The sequence below is a fragment of the Oleidesulfovibrio vietnamensis genome (genome assembly GCF_055388115.1).
In genome coordinates this window covers 355,908-381,269 of sequence record NZ_AP042419.1, presented here as the reverse complement: position 1 = coordinate 381,269, position 25,362 = coordinate 355,908, and the positions used below count along the sequence as shown (strand labels likewise).

General features: G+C 58.8%; 21 protein-coding genes. 6 read left to right on the top strand and 15 right to left on the bottom strand.

What is annotated here, in order from left to right; all coding sequences use genetic code 11:
* Window positions 1-6 precede the first annotated feature (6 nt).
* From ACZ5D1_RS01650 to ACZ5D1_RS01610, 9 genes are all read right to left on the bottom strand, one after another.
* Entirely contained in the window at window positions 7-351 is a 345-nt protein-coding gene (locus ACZ5D1_RS01650; protein ID WP_273194901.1) for a NifB/NifX family molybdenum-iron cluster-binding protein, read from the bottom strand.
* 56 nt (window positions 352-407) lie between these two features.
* Window positions 408-1,883, bottom strand: coding sequence for a sigma-54 interaction domain-containing protein (locus ACZ5D1_RS01645; RefSeq protein WP_011366460.1), 1,476 nt, complete (start codon window positions 1,881-1,883; stop codon window positions 408-410).
* A gap of 495 nt (window positions 1,884-2,378) precedes the next feature.
* A complete protein-coding gene (locus ACZ5D1_RS01640; protein ID WP_011366459.1) occupies window positions 2,379-2,558 on the bottom strand; it encodes a hypothetical protein in 180 nt (59 codons plus the stop codon).
* A gap of 388 nt (window positions 2,559-2,946) precedes the next feature.
* Entirely contained in the window at window positions 2,947-4,116 is a 1,170-nt protein-coding gene (gene mltG, locus ACZ5D1_RS01635) for an endolytic transglycosylase MltG (protein WP_081701875.1), read from the bottom strand.
* Complete coding sequence (ruvX, locus tag ACZ5D1_RS01630; RefSeq protein ID WP_011366457.1) at window positions 4,116-4,550, bottom strand: Holliday junction resolvase RuvX; 435 nt, start codon at window positions 4,548-4,550, stop codon at window positions 4,116-4,118. Before ruvX ends, mltG begins: the two co-directional genes overlap by 1 nt.
* A gap of 388 nt (window positions 4,551-4,938) precedes the next feature.
* On the bottom strand, window positions 4,939-8,505 hold the full coding sequence (locus ACZ5D1_RS01625; RefSeq protein ID WP_464555696.1) for an FAD-binding and (Fe-S)-binding domain-containing protein: 3,567 nt from the start codon (window positions 8,503-8,505) through the stop codon (window positions 4,939-4,941).
* A gap of 318 nt (window positions 8,506-8,823) precedes the next feature.
* Entirely contained in the window at window positions 8,824-10,671 is a 1,848-nt protein-coding gene (locus ACZ5D1_RS01620; RefSeq protein WP_027182488.1) for a chloride channel protein, read from the bottom strand.
* A 104-nt stretch (window positions 10,672-10,775) separates the two neighbouring features.
* Window positions 10,776-11,558, bottom strand: a complete 783-nt coding sequence (locus ACZ5D1_RS01615; protein WP_027182489.1) for an ABC transporter permease — start codon at window positions 11,556-11,558, stop codon at window positions 10,776-10,778.
* Window positions 11,555-12,445 (bottom strand): ABC transporter permease, encoded by an 891-nt coding sequence (locus ACZ5D1_RS01610; RefSeq protein WP_464555694.1) that lies wholly within the window; start codon window positions 12,443-12,445, stop codon window positions 11,555-11,557. The genes ACZ5D1_RS01615 and ACZ5D1_RS01610 overlap by 4 nt, the downstream gene beginning before the upstream one ends.
* 181 nt (window positions 12,446-12,626) lie before the next feature.
* On the opposite strand from ACZ5D1_RS01610, the gene ACZ5D1_RS01605 reads away from it, so the two are divergent.
* The 6 genes from ACZ5D1_RS01605 (at window position 12,627) to ACZ5D1_RS01580 (ending at window position 17,630) form a co-directional block, all read left to right on the top strand.
* Window positions 12,627-13,553: an SAM-dependent methyltransferase gene (locus tag ACZ5D1_RS01605; protein WP_464555692.1), complete on the top strand. Its 927-nt coding sequence runs from the start codon at window positions 12,627-12,629 to the stop codon at window positions 13,551-13,553.
* A gap of 145 nt (window positions 13,554-13,698) precedes the next feature.
* On the top strand, window positions 13,699-14,271 hold the full coding sequence (locus ACZ5D1_RS01600) for a peroxiredoxin family protein (protein ID WP_027182491.1): 573 nt from the start codon (window positions 13,699-13,701) through the stop codon (window positions 14,269-14,271).
* A gap of 5 nt (window positions 14,272-14,276) precedes the next feature.
* Window positions 14,277-14,897: a peroxiredoxin gene (locus ACZ5D1_RS01595; RefSeq protein ID WP_011366450.1), complete on the top strand. Its 621-nt coding sequence runs from the start codon at window positions 14,277-14,279 to the stop codon at window positions 14,895-14,897.
* Window positions 14,898-14,986: 89 nt separating this feature from the next.
* Window positions 14,987-15,586 (top strand): VOC family protein, encoded by a 600-nt coding sequence (locus ACZ5D1_RS01590; protein ID WP_464555689.1) that lies wholly within the window; start codon window positions 14,987-14,989, stop codon window positions 15,584-15,586.
* 280 nt (window positions 15,587-15,866) lie between these two features.
* Window positions 15,867-16,259 carry a Ros/MucR family transcriptional regulator gene (locus ACZ5D1_RS01585; RefSeq protein ID WP_011366448.1) on the top strand — a complete coding sequence of 131 codons (393 nt, stop codon included), beginning with the start codon at window positions 15,867-15,869 and terminating at the stop codon, window positions 16,257-16,259.
* A gap of 444 nt (window positions 16,260-16,703) precedes the next feature.
* A complete protein-coding gene (locus ACZ5D1_RS01580) occupies window positions 16,704-17,630 on the top strand; it encodes a DMT family transporter (protein WP_011366447.1) in 927 nt (308 codons plus the stop codon).
* Window positions 17,631-17,870: 240 nt separating this feature from the next.
* Here ACZ5D1_RS01580 and ACZ5D1_RS01575 read toward each other — a convergent pair whose 3' ends face one another.
* The 6 genes from ACZ5D1_RS01575 to ACZ5D1_RS01550 form a co-directional block, all read right to left on the bottom strand.
* Entirely contained in the window at window positions 17,871-19,256 is a 1,386-nt protein-coding gene (locus tag ACZ5D1_RS01575; RefSeq protein ID WP_011366446.1) for a multiheme c-type cytochrome, read from the bottom strand.
* A 99-nt stretch (window positions 19,257-19,355) separates the two neighbouring features.
* Complete coding sequence (locus tag ACZ5D1_RS01570) at window positions 19,356-19,922, bottom strand: NapC/NirT family cytochrome c (RefSeq protein ID WP_011366445.1); 567 nt, start codon at window positions 19,920-19,922, stop codon at window positions 19,356-19,358.
* A 172-nt stretch (window positions 19,923-20,094) separates the two neighbouring features.
* A complete protein-coding gene (locus ACZ5D1_RS01565; protein WP_011366444.1) occupies window positions 20,095-21,600 on the bottom strand; it encodes a flagellar hook protein FlgE in 1,506 nt (501 codons plus the stop codon).
* Window positions 21,601-22,077: 477 nt separating this feature from the next.
* Window positions 22,078-22,938 (bottom strand): bifunctional methylenetetrahydrofolate dehydrogenase/methenyltetrahydrofolate cyclohydrolase FolD, encoded by an 861-nt coding sequence (gene folD / locus ACZ5D1_RS01560; protein ID WP_464555686.1) that lies wholly within the window; start codon window positions 22,936-22,938, stop codon window positions 22,078-22,080.
* A gap of 256 nt (window positions 22,939-23,194) precedes the next feature.
* Window positions 23,195-24,490, bottom strand: a complete 1,296-nt coding sequence (eno, locus tag ACZ5D1_RS01555) for a phosphopyruvate hydratase (protein WP_011366442.1) — start codon at window positions 24,488-24,490, stop codon at window positions 23,195-23,197.
* A 76-nt stretch (window positions 24,491-24,566) separates the two neighbouring features.
* Window positions 24,567-25,358 carry a type III pantothenate kinase gene (locus tag ACZ5D1_RS01550; protein WP_011366441.1) on the bottom strand — a complete coding sequence of 264 codons (792 nt, stop codon included), beginning with the start codon at window positions 25,356-25,358 and terminating at the stop codon, window positions 24,567-24,569.
* Between the last annotated feature and the right edge of the window lie 4 nt (window positions 25,359-25,362).

The window sequence follows — 25,362 nt, the reverse complement described above, 5'->3', positions numbered from 1 at the left end:
TATTCCTTATTCGCCACGCGGAACGAGAACCGCCCCCGGACGGAGCGTTCTGGCCAGATAGGCGTTTATGACATCTCTGCGCCTGCCGACCACGGAGTCATATACCTCAATACGCTTCCAGTGAAGGTATTCATAGTATTCTTCTTCTATCCCGCAACATATGACCACGTCCACATGTTCGCGCAATATAAGGTGGCACAGCTCTTCGGCAGAAGCATGCGGCAGCACGATGGTGCGTTCTTCCTCCACCAGATTGCGCCCGCCGGTACGGCCCAGCCAGATTTCCGTCGCCAGATCAAACCGCGGAGCCACATCGCTGCCGTGCAGCGTGACCAGTATCCTTTTATTCATAGTCCGACACCACCCCCGAGGCCACCATCCGGCGGTCTCCTTATACCTCCTGCGTATCAGGAGGATTCTATTTCGTAATGCTTCATCTTGCGCCACAGTGTGGAACGTGCCCAGCCCAGAATCTCCGCAGCCCTGTTCTTGCGCCCCTTGGCCTGCAGCAGGGCGTCCAGAATCATCTTGCGCTCCATGTCGGCCCAGTTGACGGCGCCCGACGCCGCAGAAGATACAGGTGCCGGCATGCCGGGCGGGGGCATCATGCCCGCGGGGGGCGCTTCGGGGGCAGGCTGCACGCCGTATCCCGTTCCGGCAGGCACACCAGCCGGCTGCTCCATAAGATACCGCGGCAGATGCTCCACCTCTATGGTTTCCTGACCGCATACGTTGACGCAGTATTCCACAACATTGCGCAATTCGCGCACGTTGCCGGGAAATGCGTAATTTTCCAGAAAATACAGCGCATCCTGCGAAAATCCGGTAACTTTCTTGCCGAATTCCTCGCTGAACACATGCACGAAGTGATTCAGGAAAAGATTAATGTCCTCACCGCGCTCGCGCAGGGGGGGCATATGAAAGCGAACCACATTGAGCCGGTACAGAAGATCCTCGCGGAACTTGCCCTCGCGCACCATCTGCCTGAGATCCCTGTGAGTGGCCGCCACTATGCGCACATCCACGTTGACCCCTTTGGTACTGCCCAGCGGATGAATGACTTTATCATCCAGAAAAGTAAGCAGCTTCACCTGCAGCGAAAGCGGCAGATCACCGATTTCCGTCAGAAAAAGCGTGCCGTTGTGTGCCATGCGGAACCGGCCGGGCTTGCTTTCCGTGGCACCGGTGAACGCCCCCTTGCTATGGCCGAACAACTCCGACTCCAACAACGTTTCGGGCAGCGCTCCGCAGTTGACTTTTACAAACGGCCCCTTGGCTCTGGCAGAAGCGTTGTGAATCGCCTCCGCCAGCAGGTCTTTGCCGGTTCCGGTCTCACCGGTCACCAGCACGGATGAATCTGTCTGGGCAATGCCGGGCACCATCTGAAAGATGCGCTCCATCTCGTGGCTATGCCCGATCATGTCGCCGAAACCGTACGACCAGCCCTGCTTTATCTCAAGCTCCTGCAGGATGCGTATGTCTTCCAGCGCCTCCACATAACCGGCGATGCTCCCGTCCGGCGCAAGCACCGGCGCAAAAGTGGCCCGCACAGGAATCTTCCTGCGTTCCTTGCTGACTATGTTGGCATCGACACAGACAGCGGCACCCGTATCTTCCACCTTGGCAAGCGGGCACTTGTCCGGACACAGGCTGCTGCGCATGACATACATGCAGTGCAGACCGCGGGCTTCTTCCAGAGAAAAACCGGTGAGCACCTGCGCGGCCTCGTTTATAAACAATACCTTACGCTCCGGCGAAATAACCGCCAGCGGCAGCGGAATGGTATCGAGCAGCGGCCCGGCCTCCACCGACATGGCAAACAGCCCCTCCACAAGAGGCGTCACACCAGCAGAAGCCGTGCCTTTTGCAGTCCGATCACTCACAGCTATACCCCCGCATTTCCCAGATACCGCAGACACGCGGACCGGTATGTTTCAAATCATATGAATTCGAGACATACTGAATGTATCAAAACTTTGCAATACGCGTCTTGCGCCTTTTTTCTCAAATAAAAAAAGGAAATAAAGCAGCATATTACTAATGTGGCACAATACATGCTATTATAACAGGAAAGACCTACGGATGTCCGGCGCCTGAAACACCCGCGGCAATGCCGGTCGCATACGGCATACGCCCGCAACGACAGCAGCGGAGACCGCGCCGCAGGTCACATTTTTCTGCAAACACTCTTCAACAGGCTTGACGAGTGTTCCTCTCCGGGCCTGCACCCGGACGGCGACAGAGGATCGCCGTCATCCGCAACCGCTTCCTGCCCGTGGCGGCTGCGGAATCATCCTCTGCCTGCCGGTGCTTCCTGCCCGTTGGCACCGGCCCCGACAGAAAAGGGCCGGAAGCTTGCGCTTCCGGCCCTTTCTCTTTTACTCCAAAGCCTTCTTGGCCTTGTCTTTCAAATCCTGCATCTGCTCTCCGGCCTGTTCCACGGCCTGATCAATCTTTTTACCGGCCTTTTCCGCAGGTCCTTCTTCACTGCAGCCCGCAAGCCCCAGCGCAAACAGCATAACACAGGCAACAGCAGCCAGTTGCAGCCATTTTGTCATAAGTATCTCCTTACAGTAAAGTTCTCCTGTCCGCCTTCAGTTTACCTGACGGCATGCGGCATGCACTGCATGCAAATGCAGCAGAGCTGCCGGCAGACTGCAGCCCTCTCTGTGACGGGCCTGTCAGTGCATTGCAGACGGACATATTTCCCCGCTTATACATAAAGCACACATTTTTTGCGAGTCTCTTTTTCAACAGGAGCATACATCCGGTGCATCCGCAGTGTCCGTGCCGTCTCCTTCACTTCGGGAGCCGCCGCAAAAGCTGCCGCCTTTCACCAGTCGCACACGCAACCGGCAATCCGGCAGGAAACAAGAGAAAAAAACGGGGTACTCTGCTGCAAAAAACAAAATCTCCCGCGCAGAACACGGGAGAAAAGGGTACCGCCTATCTGCCCAGCTGATACTTGCGTACTGCGCGGTTATGCTCTGTCAGCGTACTGCTGAAATGATGAGAGCCGTCACCGCGCGAGACAAAATACAGATAGTTGTGCTGTTCCGGCCGCAGCGCCGCGGCAAGGGAATCCAGCCCCGGAGAGCAGATAGGGCCCGGCGGCAGGCCTTTATGCCGGTAGGTATTATAGGGATTTTCCGCATCGCGCAGATGAGTGCGGGTCAGGTTGCCGTCAAAGGATTCTCCCAGCCCGTAGATGACAGTGGGGTCACACTGCATAAGCATGCCCCGCCTCAGGCGCGCGGCATACACACCGGCTATGCGCTCGCGTTCGGAAGGCAGTCCGGTTTCTTTTTCCACCAGCGAGGCGAGGATGACCAGCCTTCCCAGCTCTTCCGGCTGAGGTTCATCCTGCCGGACACCGGCTTCGTGTTCCGGCGCTTGTGCGGACCACAGCAATGCAGACTTGCGGTAGAACATACTCACCAGCATATCCGCCACGGCACGGGCGGAAGCCCTGTTCATCTCCGGCGGACGCTGCAGCATGTACGTTTCCGGAAAAAGGTAGCCCTCTGCAGAATCGAAAGGGATTTTCCAGTGCCCGAGAAATTCCGGATCGTGGATAACCGCCCTGAAATCTTCATACCGGGCAAAACCGCCCTGTTCCACCAGACGGGCCACCTCCCACCACGGCAAACCTTCGCGCAGCGCCAGCGGATGAACCACCGGCGTGCCGTTCACCACGGCGTCCAGCACCCTGCCGGGGGTCCAGCCGGTATTCACCAGAAATTCTCCCGCGTGTACGGCTCCGGTCTGCTTTCTGTACATGCCCAGCAGACGGAACCGCGTCACATCCGTTATGGCTCCGGCCTGCCTGAGCTGCCACGCCACACGGATAAACGTCGAACCGGGCCGTATCTGCACGGTCACATCACGCCCGTTCTTTTCCGGCGGCGTGGTCATGAACATCCACGCATCCAGAACCACATAGACCGCCACGGCCAGCAGCAACGCCAGCGCCGCGGCAGGCAGCACGCGCAATCTGCGCCGCAGGCGCACAGCACCGCCGCGAGCCGCATCCGAGTTGTCCTGCTCCGGCGCACCATCTGCGGAAGATGCCGCCGGATGCCGTTCTGCCGGTTCCTGCTGCGGGTTCTCGTTCATTATCCTTCCAAAGGTATACGCCGGTCTTCCGGCAGGTTCAGAAACGATTCAAGAATACGCACTGCGGCCTGCTGATCCACCACGGCTTCACGCTCACGGAATGATAACCCCGCCTCGCGCAGGTCTTCACCCGCCTCGAACGAACTGAGTTCTTCCGCCACCAGATAGACAGGCAGGCTGCTTCTTCTGCGCAACCGTGCCACAAAATTCCGCACCTGACGGGTGATCAGCGTTTCTTCACCGCCGGCAAGCAGCGGCAACCCCACCACCACACCGGCCGGACGCTCTTCCTCCACCACCGACAGCAGCTCTGCAAAAAAAGCATCACGAGTGCTCATTACAATAGTCCGCCGCGGAAAGGCCATCATGCCGGCGCCGTCTGTAACAGCTATGCCGGTACGCCGTGTCCCGTAATCAATACCCAGATATTTCATGCAATACGCCCTGCGCGGATAAGGCCGCGCGCCAAAAAATGATGGCTGATTGTGCGATGTGTATAACGGGTTGCAGCACTGTCGTCCACAGAAGCCCGGCAACTGCATCCAGGGCACACAACTGCCCGCAGAAGGCTCCGCAGCGTATCATCTGCCGCCGTGCACAGGCATTCCGCCGTTCTCCGTATGCGGCATTTGCGGCACATCCGGTGCCACGCATGCACAAAGACACGGACGGCCTTACGGGGTGCAGAAAACCACACGCGGCGGGCGCCCTGCTGCCCGGCGGAAACAAGACAACCTGCCGGCACGGCACAAAAAAAAGCGCACGGAATATTCCGTGCGCCTTGATATACTCCGGTTTCACCGCAAAAACGCTGACCGGACGCTAGTCCTGCTCGTCCACCATGCGCACCGGTCCGCCATCCTGCGATGCGGTAAGCCGCTTGCGCCATTGTTTGCGCCAGTCTTCCCCTGCCTGCGACTCTGCCAGCCACTCCACGGTGTGCAGCACGGGACGTTTGTCTTTCAGTTCCATCAGCGTTCTGGCTATACCCACCTTGCACGACGGGCATCCCACCACAACGGGAGCCTGCGCATCATACCCAGCAAGATCTGCTTCCAGACGGGATTTTTTACGGCTGCGCAGCCTGTTGTAGATGGTCGGGCTGGTCATGGCACCCATGCCCGACTCGCCGCAGCAACCAGGGGTAAGCTGCACCTGCGCACCGGTGAATGCTTCCAGTGTGGCGCGGTAGATGCCGCCGGCCTTGCCTTTGTGCACCCCCGTCCATTCAGCATGGCAGGAAGAATGGTACAGAAGGCGCCGTCCTGCAGCGGAGCGGACAGGTTCCAGCCGTTCCACCAGCAACTGCACAAGGTCCTTGTGCTGCAGTTCCGTATTGGGCTGCCCCGCCAGACCGTAACGCGTGATACCGTCACGGCACGAACCGCAGGCGGTGATAATGTGCGAGACCGTCAGGCCCTGCTGCGCCGCAAGATCAAACATGGAACGCATGGCCTCTATGTTACGCTCGCGGTTGCGGGAAAACTGTTCGCTCTGTCCCGCGGCAAGCAGCGGATACCCGCAGCACAGATGCCGCTGAGGCATCACAACGGCCACACCGGCCTTGAGCAGCAGCATGAGACCCGCCAGCCCGATGTTGCGGTAAAAAAGACTGCCACCGCAGCCGGGAAAATAGAACACGGCCTCCGTCACGCTGCCGCCGGTTCTGGAGGGGCCTTCCGGCACAAAAATGGACCCTTTGTCCAGCCGCAGAGCCTCTGCAAGATTCTGGTAGCCGAGTTCCGGCCCCGGTGCGGAAAACAACGGACTTTCCGCGCGCTGCCGCCAGCCGGCAGGCACCAGACCGAGGACACGGTTCTGCATTTTCTGTCCGAAAGCAGCAGCCTTGGCCGCTCTGGGCACACGCGCGGCAGGATCATTTGCCAGATAGTTCAGCACCCTGCTTTTAACGGGATGAAAACCGCCGTTTTCCTCTTCCACAAACGAACGCAGATGCAGCGCCACGTCGGACGAGTTGATTTTCACAGGGCAGACCGCCGTGCACTTGCCGCATCCGGTGCAGTGTTCCATCAGCCTGTTAAGAGAAGCCATCAGCGACGAATCGGGTTTGCCCTTGTTGACCTGCGAATAATAAATGGCCTCGATGAGCGCCCCGAGACTGATGTTCTTGTTGCGCGGGTGGTGCTGCAGGTCCCGTTCCGGATAGAACATGGGGCATACGTTTTTGCATTTGCCGCAGCGCGTGCATACCTGAATATTGGTCAGCAGGTTGATAAGACGCTGCTTGTCAGGCAGGCCGCTGCCCGCAATATCCTGAATGAGCCTGTTAAAAGAAAAGGTGAACGGCTTCACAGGCGTTTCATACTGCGTCAGCTTGGCAGGGTTCAGAATATTGCGCGGGTCCACAAGGTCTTTGTATTCTTTCAGGCTTTCCATCTTTTCGCGCGAAAGAAACTTGATCTTTGTGATGCCTATACCGTGCTCACCCGAGACTTCGCCGTGCATCTCCTGCGCCTTGGACATTACCCGCTCGGCCACCTGTTCCGCATTGTGCAGCATGATGGCATCGTTGGAATCCACAGGAATGTTCACATGGCAGTTGCCGTCGCCGGCATGCATGTGGTTGGCCACCACAATGCGCGTGGCCAGCATGTGTGCGACAATACGGTCCAGCTTTCTGCCCAGCGAAGGGTAATTTTCCTTGAGCAGGGCAAAAAACGCCGTGGCTCTTTCGAGCATTTCCTGATCGGAAATTTCGGAAAACGGCACCTTGCCCTGAGCCACCTTTGAAGCAAAGGAAAATTCCTTGTTGAACTCTCTGTCTTCCAGCGGCATGCCTTGCAGGCGTCCTGCCTCCTGCAATGCAGTGCGGAAAGCCTGCGCAGTGCATTCAAGGTTCAGCTGCTCCAGAAACAGCGAAAAATCGGGAATACTGTCAATGGGGATGACAATGTCCTCGTTGATCTTGAATCCGGATGTACGGCGGGCTATGGCCGAAAGTTTGTGCCGGTCTTCCCAGAACAGTTCCGCTTCTCTGGCGTCGCGCGCCACAAACACATCCACATTGTCGTAGGGCCCGCATATGTCCACCACGTCACGCACGGACTGTTCAAGCGCATCCACGTTGTTACTGTCCAGCTGCAGGATAAGCACCGATATGGGCGTGCCTTCGTACCGCGCTGACTTTTTCTGATATTCAATGGCTTCAACATATTTGGGGCCGAATTCTTCCAGCGCGGAAATCTTTACAAGGTCGCCCTTGACGCGGATATCGTCGCGCAGTGCAACCACCTGCTTGATAACCTGCATGGCGTTCTGCATGCTGCGCCCGAAAAATTCCAGCACCAGCACGCGCGAATGTTTCTGCGCCGGATACAGAACAAAACAGGCTTCCGTGATGATGCCGTCCACGCCTTCTTTCTGCACACCCGGCAGACCGCCCAGCGTTTTATTGGTCACGTCTTTACCCAGACCGGCCTTGCGTATCTGGTCGCCGCGCAGCGTCACCACCTTGCGCACCCCGCCGCTTACATCGCGCACCTCAAAAACCGCCGTCTCGTTTTCCATTATCTTGTGACGGGGATGGTCTTTGCGCTCCACGTCGATTATCTCGCCCGTGGGGGTCACCATGCGGTAGCTCAGCAGGTTGTCCAGCGTTGTGCCGTATTCAAAAGCAAACGGCCCGCCGGAGTTTTCCGAAACGTTTCCACCGATGGTGGAAGCCGTCTTGGAGGCGGGATCCACGGTGAACAGCACGCCTTCGCGTCTGGCGGCTTCGATGGCTTCGGAGGTAATGACACCGGCTTCGCAGCAGAGCACCATGGAACCGGTGTCCACATAGCGGATGCGCGACAGCTTCTGCAGGCTCATGACCACGGTGCGCTTGCGTGCGGGCACGGCGCCGCCGGTCAGCCCCGAACCGCCGCCCCGCGGGATAAGCGCAAACTTCATCTCGTTGGCAAGACGCACCACGGCGCTTACCTGCTCGGCGGAAGAAGGAGAAACAACCAGCAAAGGCAGTTCCATGCGCAGGTCGGTGGCATCGGTGGAGCTTTCCACCAGCGAGTTGGGCCGCGTATCTATATTGTCTTTGGGAAGAATCTGGGAAAGACGTCTGATAAGATCCTGCCGGTAGTCCATGTCTGCGTCGTAGGCGCTCCAGAACATGGTCAGCCCTTCGCCAAGCGTGTTGGCGTAATGATGGGCCAGAGCAGGCGACGCTTTCTCCCACTTTCCCTGCACGCTGGTGCGTACGGTGGCAGCATCGATGAACGGGTTATAACGGACAAGGAACAGCTCTTCGGCAAGTTCCATGGCCAGTTCGCGCACGGCTTCCGGCCAGTCCTCGAACTCGTCGAGGGGTATCCGCAGCACCCTGTTCACCAGAAATTCCGAAGAAATGGAAATGTGGGGACCTTTGTGCGGCATGGTTGATCGAATCCTCTTTAGCGTTGAAGCGTGAACTCTCTTGCATAGACACTCGGGCGCCGGTTGGCAAGCGCACTGTGCGACCGCTCAAAGGATATTTTTTCCTGCTGCACAGACAAGTCATGAGTGCGGGAAATAAGACAAAATTCCGGTCAGAGTCCTTTTTTGCCACCGGTTTCGGTCACTATTCCGGCACCCTTTGCGGACAGGATTACGGACATTTCGGCACGTTACGTTAAAAACGACAGGCGCAAAAATTCCGGTCGCGCAAGCGGCACCCGCGCGGCAGCCGCCACGCAGAGACCGTCCGGCGGAGCACTAGGGGGCACCGTGCTCCATCTGACGCCGCACCACGGCCATATCATAGGCATGAATGACATCTTTTTCTCTCAGTATGCCTTTCAACCGGCGGGCATCCCCCAGTTCCACAACCGGCAGCTGGGCTATGCCGCTGCGGCTCATCCGCCCCAGCGCGCATTGTATGGAATCGCCCTCCGTCACCGTGACAAGACGCGTGGTTGCTATGTCGCCGGCAATGACAAGGCGCGCCGGATATTCATCCGCCAGCACTGCACGCAGGTCGCGGAACGAAATAATGCCCTTCAGTCCGCCCTCCCTGTCCACCACATGCAGGTACGAGACATCACGCTGGCGAAAAGCCAGAATCACGTCATGCAGCGGCGTGCCTTCCCATATGGTGGGCGGGTCCGCCCGCATGAATTCGCCCACCTTGAGACTGCGTAACAGGTTCTGCTCCATGCCGCCGGCAATATCCACCCCGCGGCGCAGCAGCTTTATGGTATAAATGGAGCCGTCTTTCAGAGTGGAAGCCGTCACGGTGGCCAGTATGCAGGTGACCATAAGCGGCAGAATTATCTGGTAGTCGCCTGTCAGTTCAAAAATAATCAGAATGGCTGTAATGGGAGCGTGGGTGGTGCCGGCCACCAGACCGCCCATGGCGACCAGCGCATATGCGCCCGGCAATGCCGTTATACCGGGAAAAAGCTGCCCCGCGGCCCAGCCGAAAAAACCACCGGTCATGGAACCTATGAAAAGCGAAGGAGCGAACACCCCGCCGGACCCGCCGCTGCCGATGGTTACAGACGTGGCGATGATTTTAACCCCCACAAGCAGCAGCATCATCTGCCACCCCAGACCGTTCTGCAGGGCAAGGTTGATGCCGCCGTATCCCACACCGAAAACATGAGGAAACCACAACAGCATACACCCCACGGCGGCTCCGCCCAGACAGGCTTTGAGCGGGTCCGGCAGGCGCACTGCCTCGCACAGGTCTTCAGTACGGTACAGCACCGTCACAAAAATCACCGCCACCGCGCCGCACACAATGCCCAGAAAAGGATAGATGCCGTACTCCCACAGCGAGACAACTTCGTAGCCGGGCACCACAAACGCGGGAAAGTCGCCGAAATAATGGCGTGAAATGGTGGTGGCAACCACGGATGAAAGCACCACGGGAGAAAACGCCGCCAGACCGAAATCACCCAGCAGCAGTTCAAGGGCGAACAGCACACCGGCCACCGGCGCGTTGAACGTGGCGGCGATGCCCGCGGCAGCACCGCAGCCCACCAGAGTACGCCGCTGGGGCCTGCCCACTTTAAGCATCTGTCCCACGGTGGACCCTATGCCCGACCCTATCTGCACGATGGGCCCTTCGCGCCCCACCGAGCCGCCGGAACTTATGCTGATGGCCGAGGCAAAAATCTTGACCAGCGCCACCCGCTTGCGGATACGCCCGTCATGCAGGGCAATGGCCTCCATTACCTCCGGCACGCCGTGCCCCCGCGCCTCGCGGGCAAAACGCGAAACAAGATAGCCGACCGCCAGCCCGCCCGCGGCAGGAGCGGCAATGACCGCCCAGTACGGCACCGAGTCATGAAATTCAAGAAAGTCCGCAGTGTTTCCGTAAAAAAGAAACTGCACACCTTTGATGACAAACTTGAACAGCACCGCGCCGTATCCGCCCAGCACCCCCACCAGCACGGCCATAAGCAGCATGGGCAGATGGCTGTCCAGCCTGGCAAGACGCCCCGACCGCAAAGTCCGCCAGCCGTGCTGCAGACTGCGCAGCGAAAAAGGCCGGGACGGTACGGGGCAGGTCCCGTCATCGCGGCTTCCGTTCCGTCCGCCGTCATCATCCGTTGTCATAGCGCACTCCCTGCATCTGTCTGCCCGGCAGGACAACACCGGACACACTGCCGCATTCTAACGCGGACAACAGCGTATGCCAAGCCGCACGCCGGCAAAAGCGGCTAGTACATGCCGCGTCTGCGGTAAACACGCGCCACAAGCAGTTCCACCAGAACAAAAAGAACAACGGGAATAACAAGAAACACCAGTGACAACGCCGATGCCAGCGCCCTGTCAGAAGAAGCGAGCAGCGGAAACAGATAGCCCGTGAATGAAGGCACCACCCCGCCGCCGATAAGAAACACCAGAAAATAGTCTGAAAACGCCACCAGAAAAACAACGGAGGCTCCGGCAACCACGGCAGGAGTCAGCAGCGGCAGTTCCACGCGGGTCAGCCGCAGCCACCATCCGGCACCCAGATTGCGCGCACACAGGTCATACCCTTCGCCGAACGAGGCAAAACCGGCCGTCAGCGCCCGCAGCATGTACGGATAACAGAACACGGTAAGAACCAGCACCACGCCGGTGACGGTATCTGCCAGACCGGTGATGATAAAGACATGGTGCACTCCCATGGAGAATGTCATCACCGGCACCAGCGCGGGCGCAAGAAGCAGAGCTTCCAGCAGGGCCCGCCCCCTGAACGTGCACCGGGCGAAATGCCGCGCCGGAGCAAGGCACAGCACAAAGCTCAGCCCCGTTGTCAGCAGGGCATACCACAGCGACGTGCCTATGTGTCTGCCTATTTCCGCCCGCTGCTGCCACAGGTACTGTACTGCGCGTGCCGAAAAATCCTGCGGCAGCAGATGCGGCCAGCTCCAGCCCGGTGCCGCGGCATACAGTGCCAGCACAACCACAGGCAGACCGAAAAAAAATACCAGAAAAACAAAAAAAACCTGTTTCACAGTTTGCGTTCCCCCAGTCCGAAACGACGCACCAGCCGGCTGTACAGCGCCACAAAAACAAGAGAGAACAGAAACATGACCGTCAGGACCGCCATGGCTTCCGAGCGGCGGGCCAGCCCCCGCTGAAAATATAGGTTGTAAATCTCCACACTCAGCATGCCGGGATTGCTTTCGCCCAGCAGGTACGGCACCTCGAACCCGCCGAAGGCAAAAAGAAACAAAATGATAAATACGGGATGCAGCGTAGGCGCCAGATGCGGCAAAATGACGGAACGCCATGTCAGAAGCCGCCCCGCCCCCAGCATGGCGGCGGTGTCCAGCAGCCGATGGTCCAGCCGTTTCAGCGCGGCATAGGACATGAGCATGACAAAGGGAATTTCTTTATAGACATAGGCCAGCACCATGCCCAGCCCGCTGCCGCCATACAGCACGGCGGGAAAATCGGCCTGCTGCGTCACAAGGCCCGTCTGCCATGCCAGAGAGGAGACAAGCCCCGAGCGCGACCAGAACACAAGGCACAGCAACGCCACAGCCACATGCGGCAGAATCAGCGGCACTTTGTACACCACGGCGGCCTGCTGCAGGCGGTACGGCAGACGCCACACCCCCACCGCCAGCAGGGCACCGCATACCACGGATACGGCTGCGGACAGAAAGGCCACTTTTACGGAAAGCAGAAACGAAGCAAGGTAATAGGGCTGCAGCAGCATACGGTATGCCGCGGCAGACGGCTGCCCCTCCGGCGCGGGTACCGGCAGCGCATACCCCAGCGACTGCGCCAGAGTAAGCGCAAAGCCGCCGGTGAAAAGCACGCCGCAGGGCACCAGTACTGGGGCCAGACGCAGCAGGGTTGTTCCTAAACGGGCATGGCCGCGGGGCAGAGACATGACAACACCTTGTTGCAGGACAGTTACGGCAGCCGCACGGCATGGCGGTGCAGCCGGACAAAGCGGCATATTTCATACACCACACACCGGCACCGCACAACAGCGCCGCATCCGGGCGCACTTGCCATAACAGGCTGCCTGCGCTACCACCCGCGCGGCAACAGCAACAATCGGAGGAAAAATGACACGCCGGACAGTGTATCTGGCCGCAAAAGGCTACACGGAAGACCTGCTGCAGGAACTCGGCCATGCCGGAGTACATGTAACAGAGATCCGTGACAGGCTGGTTCTTGCGCAGGGGGCCGCTGTTCATGCTGCATGGGCACAGAACATCTGGCTCGAACCGGAGTTCATCACCATCAGTTCCATAAAGGACGGTGCGCGGCAGCTCCGGCAAAGGCAGCGTAACTGGGCGCTGTGTGCGGCCGACGGCAACCATGGCAGGGCAAAGCTCATCCAGTCGTCTCTGCCGCATGTCTCGGCAAAGCCGGTGGTCTTCGGCAGTGAGGCACCCCGGGCGCCGCTGGGGTCGTGGACTCTGTGGGAACCGGACACCATACTTGCATCCGCAGCCTGCACCAGCGCCTTTGCCGACGGCGAGGTACTTTTTGAAGAAGACAGGCAGACTCCGCCCACCCGCGCTTATCTCAAGCTGTGGGAAGCTTTCACCATAACGGGATGCAGACCGCGGGAAGACGAGCTGTGCCTCGATCTGGGCAGCAGCCCCGGCGGCTGGAGCTGGGTGCTGGCACAATGCGGGGCCCGCGTGTTCAGTGTGGACAAGGCGGCACTTGCCCCGCACATTGCCGCGCATCCGCACATCGACTTCTGCTCCGGCAGTGCGTTCGGGCTGGACCCGCGCCACGCAGGCGAGGTGGACTGGCTGTGCTGCGACGTCATCTGCTACCCCGACAGACTGCTGGCCATGGTGGCGCGCTGGCTTGAGCTGGGTTCGGTACGCAACTTTGTCTGCACGCTGAAGTTTCAGGGCGAGACAGACCACGAAACGGCGCGGCAGTTCGCCGCCATTCCCGGTTCGCGTCTTGTGCATCTTTCGTGCAACAAGCACGAGCTCACATGGATGCGGCTTGACCCGCGGCAGATATAACCCCGCCGGACACCGCCGGACACCGCGGGGCATCCGTCCGTCCGCCCGCCCCTTGCGGTGCCGTGTCAATTGATGCATGTTCAATACAGCAAAAACCTTCATGCTCCGGCATGAATCCGGATGCTCCAACGCAAGGCAGGTGAACATGCATCGTTCTCTTTTTTACGGCCGGACACTGTGCGCGGCGCTGCTGGCCGCGCTGCTGCTGACGGCAGCCGCCCAGGCCCACCCCCTCAAGTCCGGCGACAGTTTTCCGGACATCCCGCTCACCGGCACACTGACCCCGCAGCAACAGCAGGAACTGGGACTGAAATCCGGTCAGGCTCCTGTTCTTTCCGGCATCGGAACGCCTTTTGTACTTATGGAGATTTTCAGCATGTACTGCCCGTTCTGTCAGGCAGAAGCTGAAAACATGAACAGACTGCACACCGCCATCCGTCAGGAAGGGCTGGACGGCACTATTGCCGTCATAGGACTGGGTGCGGGCAACTCGCAGTTCGAAGTGGATTTTTTCCGCACAAAGTACAGCGTACCCTTTGCACTGTTCACAGACCCTGAGCTGGAGCTGCACAAACAGACCGGCGAAACGGCAACACCGCATTTTTACCTTATCTCGCTGAAAGACCGTAAACCCCGCGTCATCTACTCGCACACGGGACGCATGCAGTCGGTGGATGACATGCTGCAGACGCTGCGTTCCCTCACCGGCAGGGAGTAACCGTCATGAATATCTACATGCGCCAGTTCAGCTTTGCGGGCATTCTGGCCGTGGCCGTCGTGTGTGCTTTCGCCATTGCCGCCGCGCCGCTCCGTGCCGCGGCCCACGGCCCGCATCAGCCCGATGTCTACGACATGGGCACCCTGCAGCCGGTGGCCACTGTACCCCTGCTGCACAAGGGCGACGCAGCGCCGGATTTCGAACTGCCCGCAACGGACGGGACCAAAGTCAGGCTTTCGTCATTCCGCGGCAGCAAAAACGTGGTCATTTCCTTTGTGCCTGCCGCGTTCACGCCCGTCTGCTCCGACCAGTGGCCCGGCTACAATATCGCCCGCGAACTTTTCCACCGGCATGATGCCGTGCTGCTGGGCATATCCGCGGACAATACCCCCTCGCAGCATGCATGGATACAGCAGATGGGCGGCCTGTGGTTTCCCGTGCTGTCCGACTTCTGGCCACACGGCGCCACCGCCGCCGCTTACGGAGTGCTGCGGCCCGAAGGCGTGAGCGAACGCGCCATATTTGTGGTGGACAAGCAGGGCCGCATAGCCGCGGCCATCATAAGCGACATCAACAAACGGCCGGATCTGGGCCTGATAATTGACGCGCTGAAAGACCTGCCCTGACCCCGTGCACCGGTGCGGACCTTGCGATGCTCCGCCCGATGTGCCGCACATTTTGCCCGCCGGAACGCGGCGGCCCCGCAGGAGCATCAATGCCCCGCTATACCGGAGTAAACCACCTTGCCCTTGTGACCGGAGACATGGATACCACCATCAGGTTCTGGCGCGACCTGCTGGAGAAGCCCATAGTTGCCGGGCTGGGAAAACCCGGCTACCGCCAGTATTTTCTGCACATTGCCAACCGCAGCATGATCACCTTTTTTGAGTGGGACGGCGTGACCCCGTGCGAAGAAAAAGATCACGGCTATCCGGCGCCCGGACCGGCGGGGTTTGACCATGTGTCCATAGGGGTGGAAACCGACGACGACCTGTGGGAACTGAAAGACCGTCTTGATGCGGCAGGTTTCTGGGTTTCAGAACTGGTGGACCACGGATTCATCCACTCTCTTTATTCCTTCGACCCCAACGGCATTGCCATCGAGTTCAGCTGTTATGTGCAGGCTGTTGATATCGTCGCCCACCCGCGGCTTACCGCCGCCGAACCTTCTGCCGTAACGCTGGAAGGCCCGTACCCGCAAAAGGGGCACTGGCCGGCAGCCACCCCCACAGCCCCGGACCACAGACGGCTGTACCCCGGTGAAGGACACGAGTTTCTGCACACCAGCACCAATGCATGGCAGACAGAACCATAACCATCGCTCTCTTCTTCGTGCTCTTCCCTGTCTCTGTTGTTTACACGCATGACCATGCACTTTTCAGCAGGACAGGCATTGCCTTTCATGCATATCATTTTCATTTGATGTAAAAATAATTGTCTCAAAAATGGTTTTTTACTACAGAAGCAGGGCAAAATATCTTCCGCCTGTTGCACAATCCATCCATGTAGTGCAATATATGGCTCACAATCTAATACTTTCATCAGCACGTGCGCTGCTTCAGCAGTGACATTTTTTTAAGAAAGGAGAGCACCCCATGGATGAAGCCCTGAAACAGGCACTGGAGATTGTAAAGGCACAGGCCAGTGTGCGTACCATGACCGAGGATGAAATAAACTCCATGGTTCTTAAGCTCGCACAGAGCATCCAGCAGATTACCGAAGGCAATATCGAACCGCAGGAAGCGGAGCCTGCGGCCGATCCGGCCAAAGCCATCAAGGAAAAATCCATTACCTGTCTTGAATGTGGAAAAACCTTCAAGATACTGACCCGAAAGCACCTTGGCACCCACGACCTGACACCTGCGGAATACCGTGAAAAGTGGGGCTATAAAAAGAATTTGCCGCTTGTATGCAAGACACTGCAGCGTGAACGCCGCAAAAAAATGAAAGACATGAAGCTGTGGGAAAAGCGCAAAGCAAAAGCATGACCGCTGTCCCTCCGGCACTGCCGCAGCAACACGGCGTATGCCGCCATATGATGCGGGGCGGCAAAGCTGCGCTGTAAAACACTGCCTCATTGTCCGGAAGGTTCGACGGTACGCTGCCGGAGACATCCTCCGGAAGAATATCGTAAATCAACAGGACAGATGCTGTCCGACCCAACAGGCCGTCTGCACAGTCGGCCTGTTTTTTTGCATCCGGCAGACCCCGCCTGCCCGCTCTTCCGGTTTGCGCCTCCTCCGTCGGCAGCAGTCGCAGGCTCCACCGCAGACAAATGCCGCCGCTGCAACGTGCCACCGGTCCCGGCCTGCCGGCAACCAACAGCCTTCCGCCACACTCTTTTTTTGCGTATTTCTATTTAGTACCACTATCTTCATGGACAACGGTACAGGGGCACGCTACATCATTGCCATTACGCCGGAGGATTTGCCATGACCCCGTCTCAAGCCCGCATGCTGCCCGTTCTGGCGCTGCTGGTAACCATGCTGCTGTGGAGCAGCTCGTTCATCGCCATGAAAGTGGCCGTTATGGAACTGGACCCCATGCTGGTCATGTTCGGTCGAATGACGGCGGCATCGTTGTGTTTTGCCTGCTGCTGGCGGTCTTTGCGACGGGTCACTTACCGCAAAGGCGACTGGAAACCGCTGCTGTTCATGTCGCTTTGCGAGCCCTGTGCCTATTTTGTGTTCGAAGCATACGCGCTGCGCTACACATCGGCATCGCAGGCGGGCATGGTGGTTTCCACCATGCCGCTCTTTGTGGCTATGGCTGCCTTCATTTTTCTGCGTGAACGTCTTTCGCGTCAGGTATGGGCCGGTTTTGCCGTGGCACTGTGCGGCGTTGTATGGCTCACACTGGCCGGAGAAGCTACAGAACACGCATCCAATCCCCTGTTGGGCAACATTCTGGAGTGTCTGGCCATGGCCAGCGCCACGGGGTATGTAGTGACGGCCAAACGTCTTTCCAGTCACTATCCTCCGCTGTTCATCACCGCGGTGCAGGCTTTCACCGGCATGGTGTTCTTCATGCCGCTGGCTTTTCGTCCCGGCACCGCCCTGCCGGAGACCATCCCCCTGCTGCCGGCCCTTGCCGTGGTATATCTCGGTGTGGCCATTTCGCTGGTGGCATACGGTTTTTACAACTACGGCGTTTCCAAGATGCCCGCGGGACAGGCTTCGGCATTTATCAATCTCATACCGGTACTCACGCTGCTTATGGGGCAGGTATTTCTGGACGAGGTATTCACCCCCCAGCAGTATGTTGCCGCTGCGCTGGTGCTGGCCGGTGTGGTGCTCAGCCAGACAGGTTCCGCCGCGGACAGCGGACAGCAGGATACCGGACGGCAAAACACCGTTTAGTGCTTTCCGCATTCTGTCACCGCGGGCAGTGCACCGCTGGCACAGGCCGGGCACAGGCGGGCACACAACAGCTGCAGCTATGGAAACTTTGCACGCACTGAGCCGGAAAAATGCACACCCGCGGACAAAAATGCACGCTGCTGTCCGGCATACACCACTACCGGCAGGTGCTGAGATGCACACAAAAAGGGAGAAGGCCTGAAGCCTTCTCCCTGTATTTTGCCGTCTGCACTGTACCCGCTATTTTTTGCCGAAAATCTCCGGCGGGCGGGTGGTGTTGCCCGTGGCGTTGGGGAAGTTCTCGTATCTGTGAGCCTTTCTGTTTTCCTTGAGCAGCAGATCCGATTCGTGCATCAGCTCGTTGAACCGGTGCTTGCACTCATAGAAACCATGCCACCATGCATAGTCCGGGGCCATCATCATGGCGCCCATGCGCGCTCTGCGCCCTTCGTGGTGCCACAGTTCGTAGAATTCCACCTCAAGCTTTTCGTCAAAGATACGGCTGCTGTCCAGCAGGCCTTTTTCGTACAGTTCGTCCATGCGGGCTTTGGCAGGCTTGTAGTATACCTCGTTGTATTCTTCCACCGCCTTGTCAAAGTCGGCATAAAAACCGTCCACCCAGGCCTTGCCGTGGCACTGCAGGCAGATGTCCTTCATCTTGTCGCGCTCCACACGCCAGTCTGTTTTGGCCGGAAACGCCTTGAATTCGCTGGGACGCACGGTAAGCGGGGCCTGTGTTTCCCACGACAGCCGTTCCGTCACATCGTGTGTGGTCATGGTGCCGCCTGCGCCGGACATATGGCACGAGGCGCAGGTGGGCGCGCGGTAGTCAACGCCGGGGGTCCATGTGCCGGGCGCGGCGTCGTAGTTGTATTCATGGCCGAAGGCCTTGTATATGTCGCCGTGCTTGGATTCAAAATAAATTTCTATCTGCGGATGATCCGGTCCCAGATGGCACTGGCCGCAGGTTTCAGGCTTGCGGGCTTCCATTACGGAGAAGCGGTGACGGGTATGGCAGCTTGTGCATGCGCCCAGACTGCCGTCCAGATTCACACGCCCCACGCCCACGTTGGGCCATGTGGCCGGGTCCAGCTTGCCGTCCTTCACCTTCAGCACGGTGCCGTGACAGTAATAGCAACCGGTCTTGCGCTCGTTGTCGGAATTCATGCCCATGTTCAGCCACGGGTCAATTTTCCACATGATCTCTATGGTGTTGGCATGCTTGGAACGCGCGTACTGCTCCGTTTCGTCAGGATGACAGCGCGAGCAGTCTTTGGGTGTGACCACGGCCGCCACGGGAATTCTGTATTCTTTTGTCCCGTAGGGCATGTCGCCGCGTTCGTAGTACTGGTAGTGGTCAACGCTTACATCGGCATCACGTTCATCCGCCTGATGGCAGTCCAGACAGGTGATATTGGCCGAAGCATGTCTGCTGGCCGCCCAGTCGGCAAACAGGCCGGGAGTTTCCTTTCTATGGCATTCAATACAGGCCACGGCCTGATCAGGCATGGCCCGCTCGATGCGGAACTCTTTCATTTTCGGATAATTTTTCACCGATTCCGCCGCCTGCGCCGTCGCGGGCAGCAGCATGGCGGCACACAACCATAAAAGCCACGTCCGTTTCATTCCTTTGCCTCCTTCACGTTGATTCACCCGACGGCACCGGACGCACCGTCACCCGACGGAACGCGCCGCACCGCACCTTTTCCGGACCGGCGGCCGTTGTCAGATATCCGCCAGCCCCGACGCCCGATACGGGGCGGCAAACTGCTTGTACCGGTATTGAGGCCTGTCCACATGCACAAGGTCGCGGTGGCAGTCCACACACTTGCGTGTACGGCCCGAACGGTCGTACAGCACCGTGCGGTGAGCCATCATGGCTCCGCGGTTGTGCGGCATGTACAGGATATTGCGATGGCACTTCTGGCACTGGTCGTTGGTGAAACTGTCATAGGCGGCCTGACGGTTCTTTTCGCGGTCATACGCTTCTGAACCGTGAAGCACATGTGCCACAACGTCCTTGATGCCGTGGTAGGTTTTGGAAAAAAAGAAGTCGACGGTCTGATGAGGGGCAGGCAGGTGACAGTCCATACAGTCCGCCACTACGCCCTGCGCATTGTTCACATGAGTGGAAGTTTTCCACGACTGGTACGCCGGTACTATTTCGTGGCATGATGCACAGAATTCCGGCGTCGATGTGCGCACCATGGTATAGTAGGTCATGCTGAAAACAGGAAATCCTACCAGCACGCCCAGCGAAACCAGAAATAGCGGTTTCAGAAACCTCCGCATACAGCCTCCCGTTGCCCGATCTGGTGGCCTGATGTTACGGCGTCTTCAACACCTGCACTGATTACGCACCATCCAAACACATAATTATTGTTTTGTACAACACAAATTATAACAAAAAAGGATGAGCATCTGCTCATCCTTTATATTTCAGGAAACGTTACTGAGAACCGTATCAGCGCTTCAGTTCCAGTGCTTTCTGCAGCATGGTGTCTGCAGTTGTCACAACTTTACTCTGCGACTGAAATCCGCGTTGCGTGATAATCATATTAACAAACTCGCGCGATGCATCCACATTGGACATTTCAAGAGTTGATGCCGCCACGGAACCGAAATTTTCTGTCTTTGCCGTTCCTTCCTGCGCTTCACCTGATTCTCTGGTGGCCGAAAAATGATTGCCGCCTTCACGCCGCAGGCCGAATTCGCTGGTAAAGCGGAACAGCGGAATCTGATATAAATCAACAACCTGCCCGTTGCTGAATTTGCCGCTCATAACCCCTTCGCTGTCAATGGCAAGCGACATGAGACCGCCCTGCGCGTACCCGTTTTGTGTGCGGTGCAGGTTGGAGGAAGAACCTTCGTACCCCGTGGTCACCCGCGCCTGACGGGCCGCGCCTGCAAGCCCGGGCAGCTGCGAGGCATTGCTGCCCACGGAAGCGGCGCTGCCGCCCCCTGTCCAGCCTGTGCCTGTCATGCCGAATCCCGCGGTCATTACCTGAGCCCCTCCGCCGGACCCTGCAAAGGTGGCCGTAAACGAAGGATAGCCGTCCGCGCCCATGGCTGCCGGCTGCCAGCTGGAAAGCTGCGAAGCATCCCCTGAAGGGGTATAGGCTGTCATATTGATCAGTTCGCCGTTGGCGTTGAACGTGAGCGTACCCGCCATCAGCAGCCCGGCGGCGGATGTTCCAGCCCCTGCGCCTCCGTCTTCCGAAGGCGGCATGGCCATGACATATTCCACAATGCGCTGTCCGTCGGGACCGTCCGGCGCACCATCGTAATACACCGACACCTCGTGCTTGTTTCCGGCGGCGTCGTATACTGCTATGCTGTCGCTGTGCCCGTATGCTCCGTCGCCCAGCGGGGGTTCCGCCGTGCCGTTCCATTGCTGCAGCAGCGAAAAATACGGATCCGTGGCGCTTGCACTGTTGTCGGAGGTAACCCCGATATTGGAAATGATGGACAACGATGTCGTGGCACTGGGGGGCAGCACCATGTTACCGTTTTCCCCCGCCACCAGCTGCAAATCCTGAAGCCCGCCCGCCACACCATTTTCAATGGGTTTGGCCTGCAGACGGTAACCGCCGGGGTCCACAAGGTACCCTTCCAGATCAAAACGGAAATTCCCGGCCCGCGTGTAATGCGTTTTGTCGCCCTGCGCCACCTGAAAGAATCCTTTCCCTGAAATGGCAAGGTCAGTCACGGTATTGCTGGGTTCAAAGCCGCCCGCAGTGTGCAGAACGCGCACCTCCGCCACAGAGGCACCCATACCCTGCTGCGACATGCCCACCGTGGGATTGTTGCCCCCGGTGGTCACATCCAGACTCGTCAGGTCCTGATACAGCATCATGGACTGCTTGAACCCGACCGTATTGATGTTCGCCAGATTGTTACCGATCACCTGCATACCCTGACTGTGGGTTTTCATGCCGGTGGCTCCGATATACAGCGATGCAATGGTCATACGCGGTCTCCTGCCCGTTGGTCACGCGGGGCTTGGTCACAGGGCAAAATATGCCCCGCGTTGCAGTAAGCACGGACCGTGCCAGATATGCGACCATGCGGGGCGCATACCTCGCTGCCGCCCGCACGGCGGTGTCCGCAAGCTGCCGCTGCCCGCCGCTGCAGATCACTGCGCCGCAACACCGCAGGAAAAAGTTGCCTGCCGGAATGTATGCTCCCGCCAGCGGCATACGCACCCCGTACGCAGGCAACACGGGCGCAGGCAGCACGGACACAGGCAACACGGGCGCAGCAGCCTTTACCCGCAGAAAATAAAACAGGCCGCACCATGTGCAGCCTGTTTGTTGTGTTACGGGCAGTTATGTATGCAGCGGCAGCCGCGCGGCCGTCCGCCATGCGCGGCGAAAGGCAGCCCTCACGGCGGTGTTCCTGCAGCCGGGGCAGAGACAACGGCGGACGGCATGCGGTTACCCCGCAGTTACACGCCGCAGCGTTTCTTCCACGAAGCCACGGTATTCACCAGCAGCTGCGCGATGGTCATGGGGCCTATTCCGCCCGGCACAGGCGTAATGGCAGAGGCCACCTTGCTTACAGGGCCGAAATCAACATCTCCCGCAAGGCCGTTTTCCGTCCGGTTGATGCCCACGTCCACCACCACGGCACCGGGTTTCACCATGTCTGCGGTGACAAAGTTGGCCCTGCCGATGGCCACAAACAGAAAATCCGCTTCGCGGCACTGCTGCGCAAGGTCGGGAGTGCGCGAATGACACACGGTGACAGTGGCATTGGCAAAAGGACCCGAAGCGCCCAGCATGAGCGCCAAAGGCTTGCCCACAATATTCGAGCGGCCGAGCACAACGGTTTTTTTGCCCGCCGGCGACAGGTTGTAGCGTTCCAGCAGTGTCATCACGCCTGCCGGCGTACAGGGCCGGAAGCCGGGAAGCCCCAGCGTCAGTTTGCCCATGTTGACAGGATGAAAGCCGTCCACATCCTTGGCGGGGTCGATAAGTTCAAGACAGCGCTGGCTGTCCAGTCCGGCGGGCAGAGGCAGCTGCAGCAGAATGCCGTCTATGTCTTCACGGGCGTTGAGGGCGACAATGCGTTCCTCAAGCTCCTGCTGCGTGGTCTGTGCAGAGATGCGGAACGCTTCGGAACGGATTCCGGCGTCGGCGCAGGCACGTTCTTTGTTGCGCACGTACACCTGCGATGCGGGGTCGTCGCCCACCAGAATAACAGCCAGCCCGGGCGCTCTTCCGGCGCGGTCTTTCAGGGCGTCCACATCCTTTTTCAATTCTTCGCGCAAAGCCGCGGCGGTGGCTTTACCGTCCAGCAGAATCATGGGCGTACTCCTTGCAGTGTATGCAGCACATAGTATGGTTATGCAGCCTGTCACGCGCCGCCAGACCGGCGCAACAAAAAAACCGGCCGGAGCAGACAGCTCCGGCCGGTGACAGGTCGCACGTATTCAGGGTTCGCAAAGGCGCGATGCGCCGGATATGTGAAATCCCTGTATGACATTGTTTGCATCCTCACCCGCGGGCGGGTTCCGTGGCGGCTACATACAGCCAACCGCGGCAGGATGCAAGCAGCGCGGTTTACTCTTCGCCCAGCCCGAAATGCGAAGCCATGTAAGGGCCGAAGTAGATGCCCTCGTCATCCAGATCTTCCTCGATACGCAGCAGCTGGTTGTATTTGGCCAGACGGTCGCTGCGGCACAGCGAGCCGGTCTTGATCTGCCCTGCGTTCAGTGCCACGGCAAGGTCGGCGATGAAATGGTCTTCTGTTTCTCCGGAACGGTGCGAAATAACCGTGGTATAACCGGCACCCTTGGCCATTTCCACGGTGTCCAGCGTCTCGGTGAGGGTACCTATCTGGTTCAGCTTGATAAGAATGGAGTTGGCCACGCCCTCATCGATGCCCTGAGCCAGAATGTCGGGGTTGGTCACGAAAACGTCGTCACCCACAATCTGCACGCTGTCACCCATTTTAACGGTCATTTCCTGCCAGCCTTCCCAGTCGCCTTCGGCCATGCCGTCTTCGATGGAAATAAGCGGGTAACGCTGGGTGAAATCCATAAGCCAGTCAATCATCTCGGAAGAGGAGAGCACTTTGTTCTCGCCCTTGAGGTGATACTTGCCGTCCTTGTAGAATTCGGAAGCCGCGGCGTCGATGGCCAGGGCCACTTCCGACCCGGGAATATAGCCTGCGGTCTCGATGGCGCGCATGATGTACCGGAAAGCCTCGTCGTGGCTTTTCAGGTTGGGAGCAAAGCCGCCTTCGTCGCCCACGCTGGTCACGTGACCGTCGGCAGCCAGCAGCGCCTTGAGGTTGTGGAAAATTTCAGCCCCCATGCGCAGCGCTTCACTGAAGGTGGGCGCTCCCACGGGCATGATCATGAATTCCTGAATATCAAGGTTGTTGGGGGCATGCTCGCCGCCGTTGATGATGTTCATCATGGGCACGGGCAGTACTTTGGAATTGATGCCGCCGAGGTACTGATACAGGGGCATGCCGATGAAGTTGGCCGCGGCGCGGGCGGTGGCCAGCGATACGCCCAGCATGGCGTTGGCGCCCAGCCGGTCCTTGTTATCGGTACCGTCAAGGTCGATCAGCGCGTTGTCCACGGCGACCTGACGCAGAGCGTCCATGCCGACGATGTTCTCGGCTATTTCGCCCATCACGTTGTCCACGGCTTTTTCCACGCCTTTGCCAAGGTAACGGCCCTTGTCGCCGTCACGCAGTTCCAGAGCCTCGCGGCTGCCGGTGGAAGCGCCGGAAGGCACGGCGGCGCGGCCGGAATGGCCGGATTCAAGCGAAACTTCCACTTCCACAGTGGGATTGCCGCGGGAATCGAGGATTTCTCTGGCCCAGACGGAAACGATGGTGCTCATACTGCTGTTCTCCTTGAGCTTGGCGGAGCGTCAATACTGCTCCGCTACGCCTGTTGGGGCGGTTGCGGCAAAGGCATCAGCCCTTTATTCCGCTTTCCATGTAGAGAATTCTCAGGCCTTCCAGCAAAAGGTCGGGCCTGACATGATCGAAACAATTACTTACGCGGGCGATGGCAGAGGCAAAACCTCCCGTGGCCACCACCTGCATGGGCGCCTCAAGCACGGCGGAAAGTCTGTGACACAGACCTTCGGTCATGGAGGCAAACCCGAAAACAAACCCGTGGTTGAGACTCATGCTGGTGCTGCGTCCCACCACCGGCAAATCTTCGCGCACATCAAGACTGATGCGGGGCAGGCGTGCGGTGCCCGCTGCCAGTGCTCCTGCCGCGGAGTGCACTCCGGGGCATATCAGCCCCCCAAGATACGCTTCGCCCTGCACACAGTCAAACGTCGTTGCCGTGCCGTAATCAACCGAAACAATGGACCGCGGCGCAGGCCACAGCCGCCGTGCGGCAAAGGCTGCCACCAGCCGGTCCGCTCCCACTTCCTGCGGGCGCTCGTAGCGGTTTTCCAGCGGAATGGCTATGTCCTCCGGCGCCAACAGCAGCCGGCGGTCAAAGTAGCGCCCGCAGGCCTGCCGCATGAGCGGATTGAAACTGGGAACCACGGAACTGGCCACACAGGCTGTCACGTCGCCGGGGGCAAATCCCGCATGGCGCACCACATCCGCCAGACGCAGGCCGAGCGAATCGCCTGTCTGATGCGTGTCTGTGGGCAGCACATACGAGGCAACCACGCCGTCATGGTCTGCAATGCCTATTTTAACATTGGTATTGCCTATATCAAACAGAAGAAAAACTGAGGGCATATGC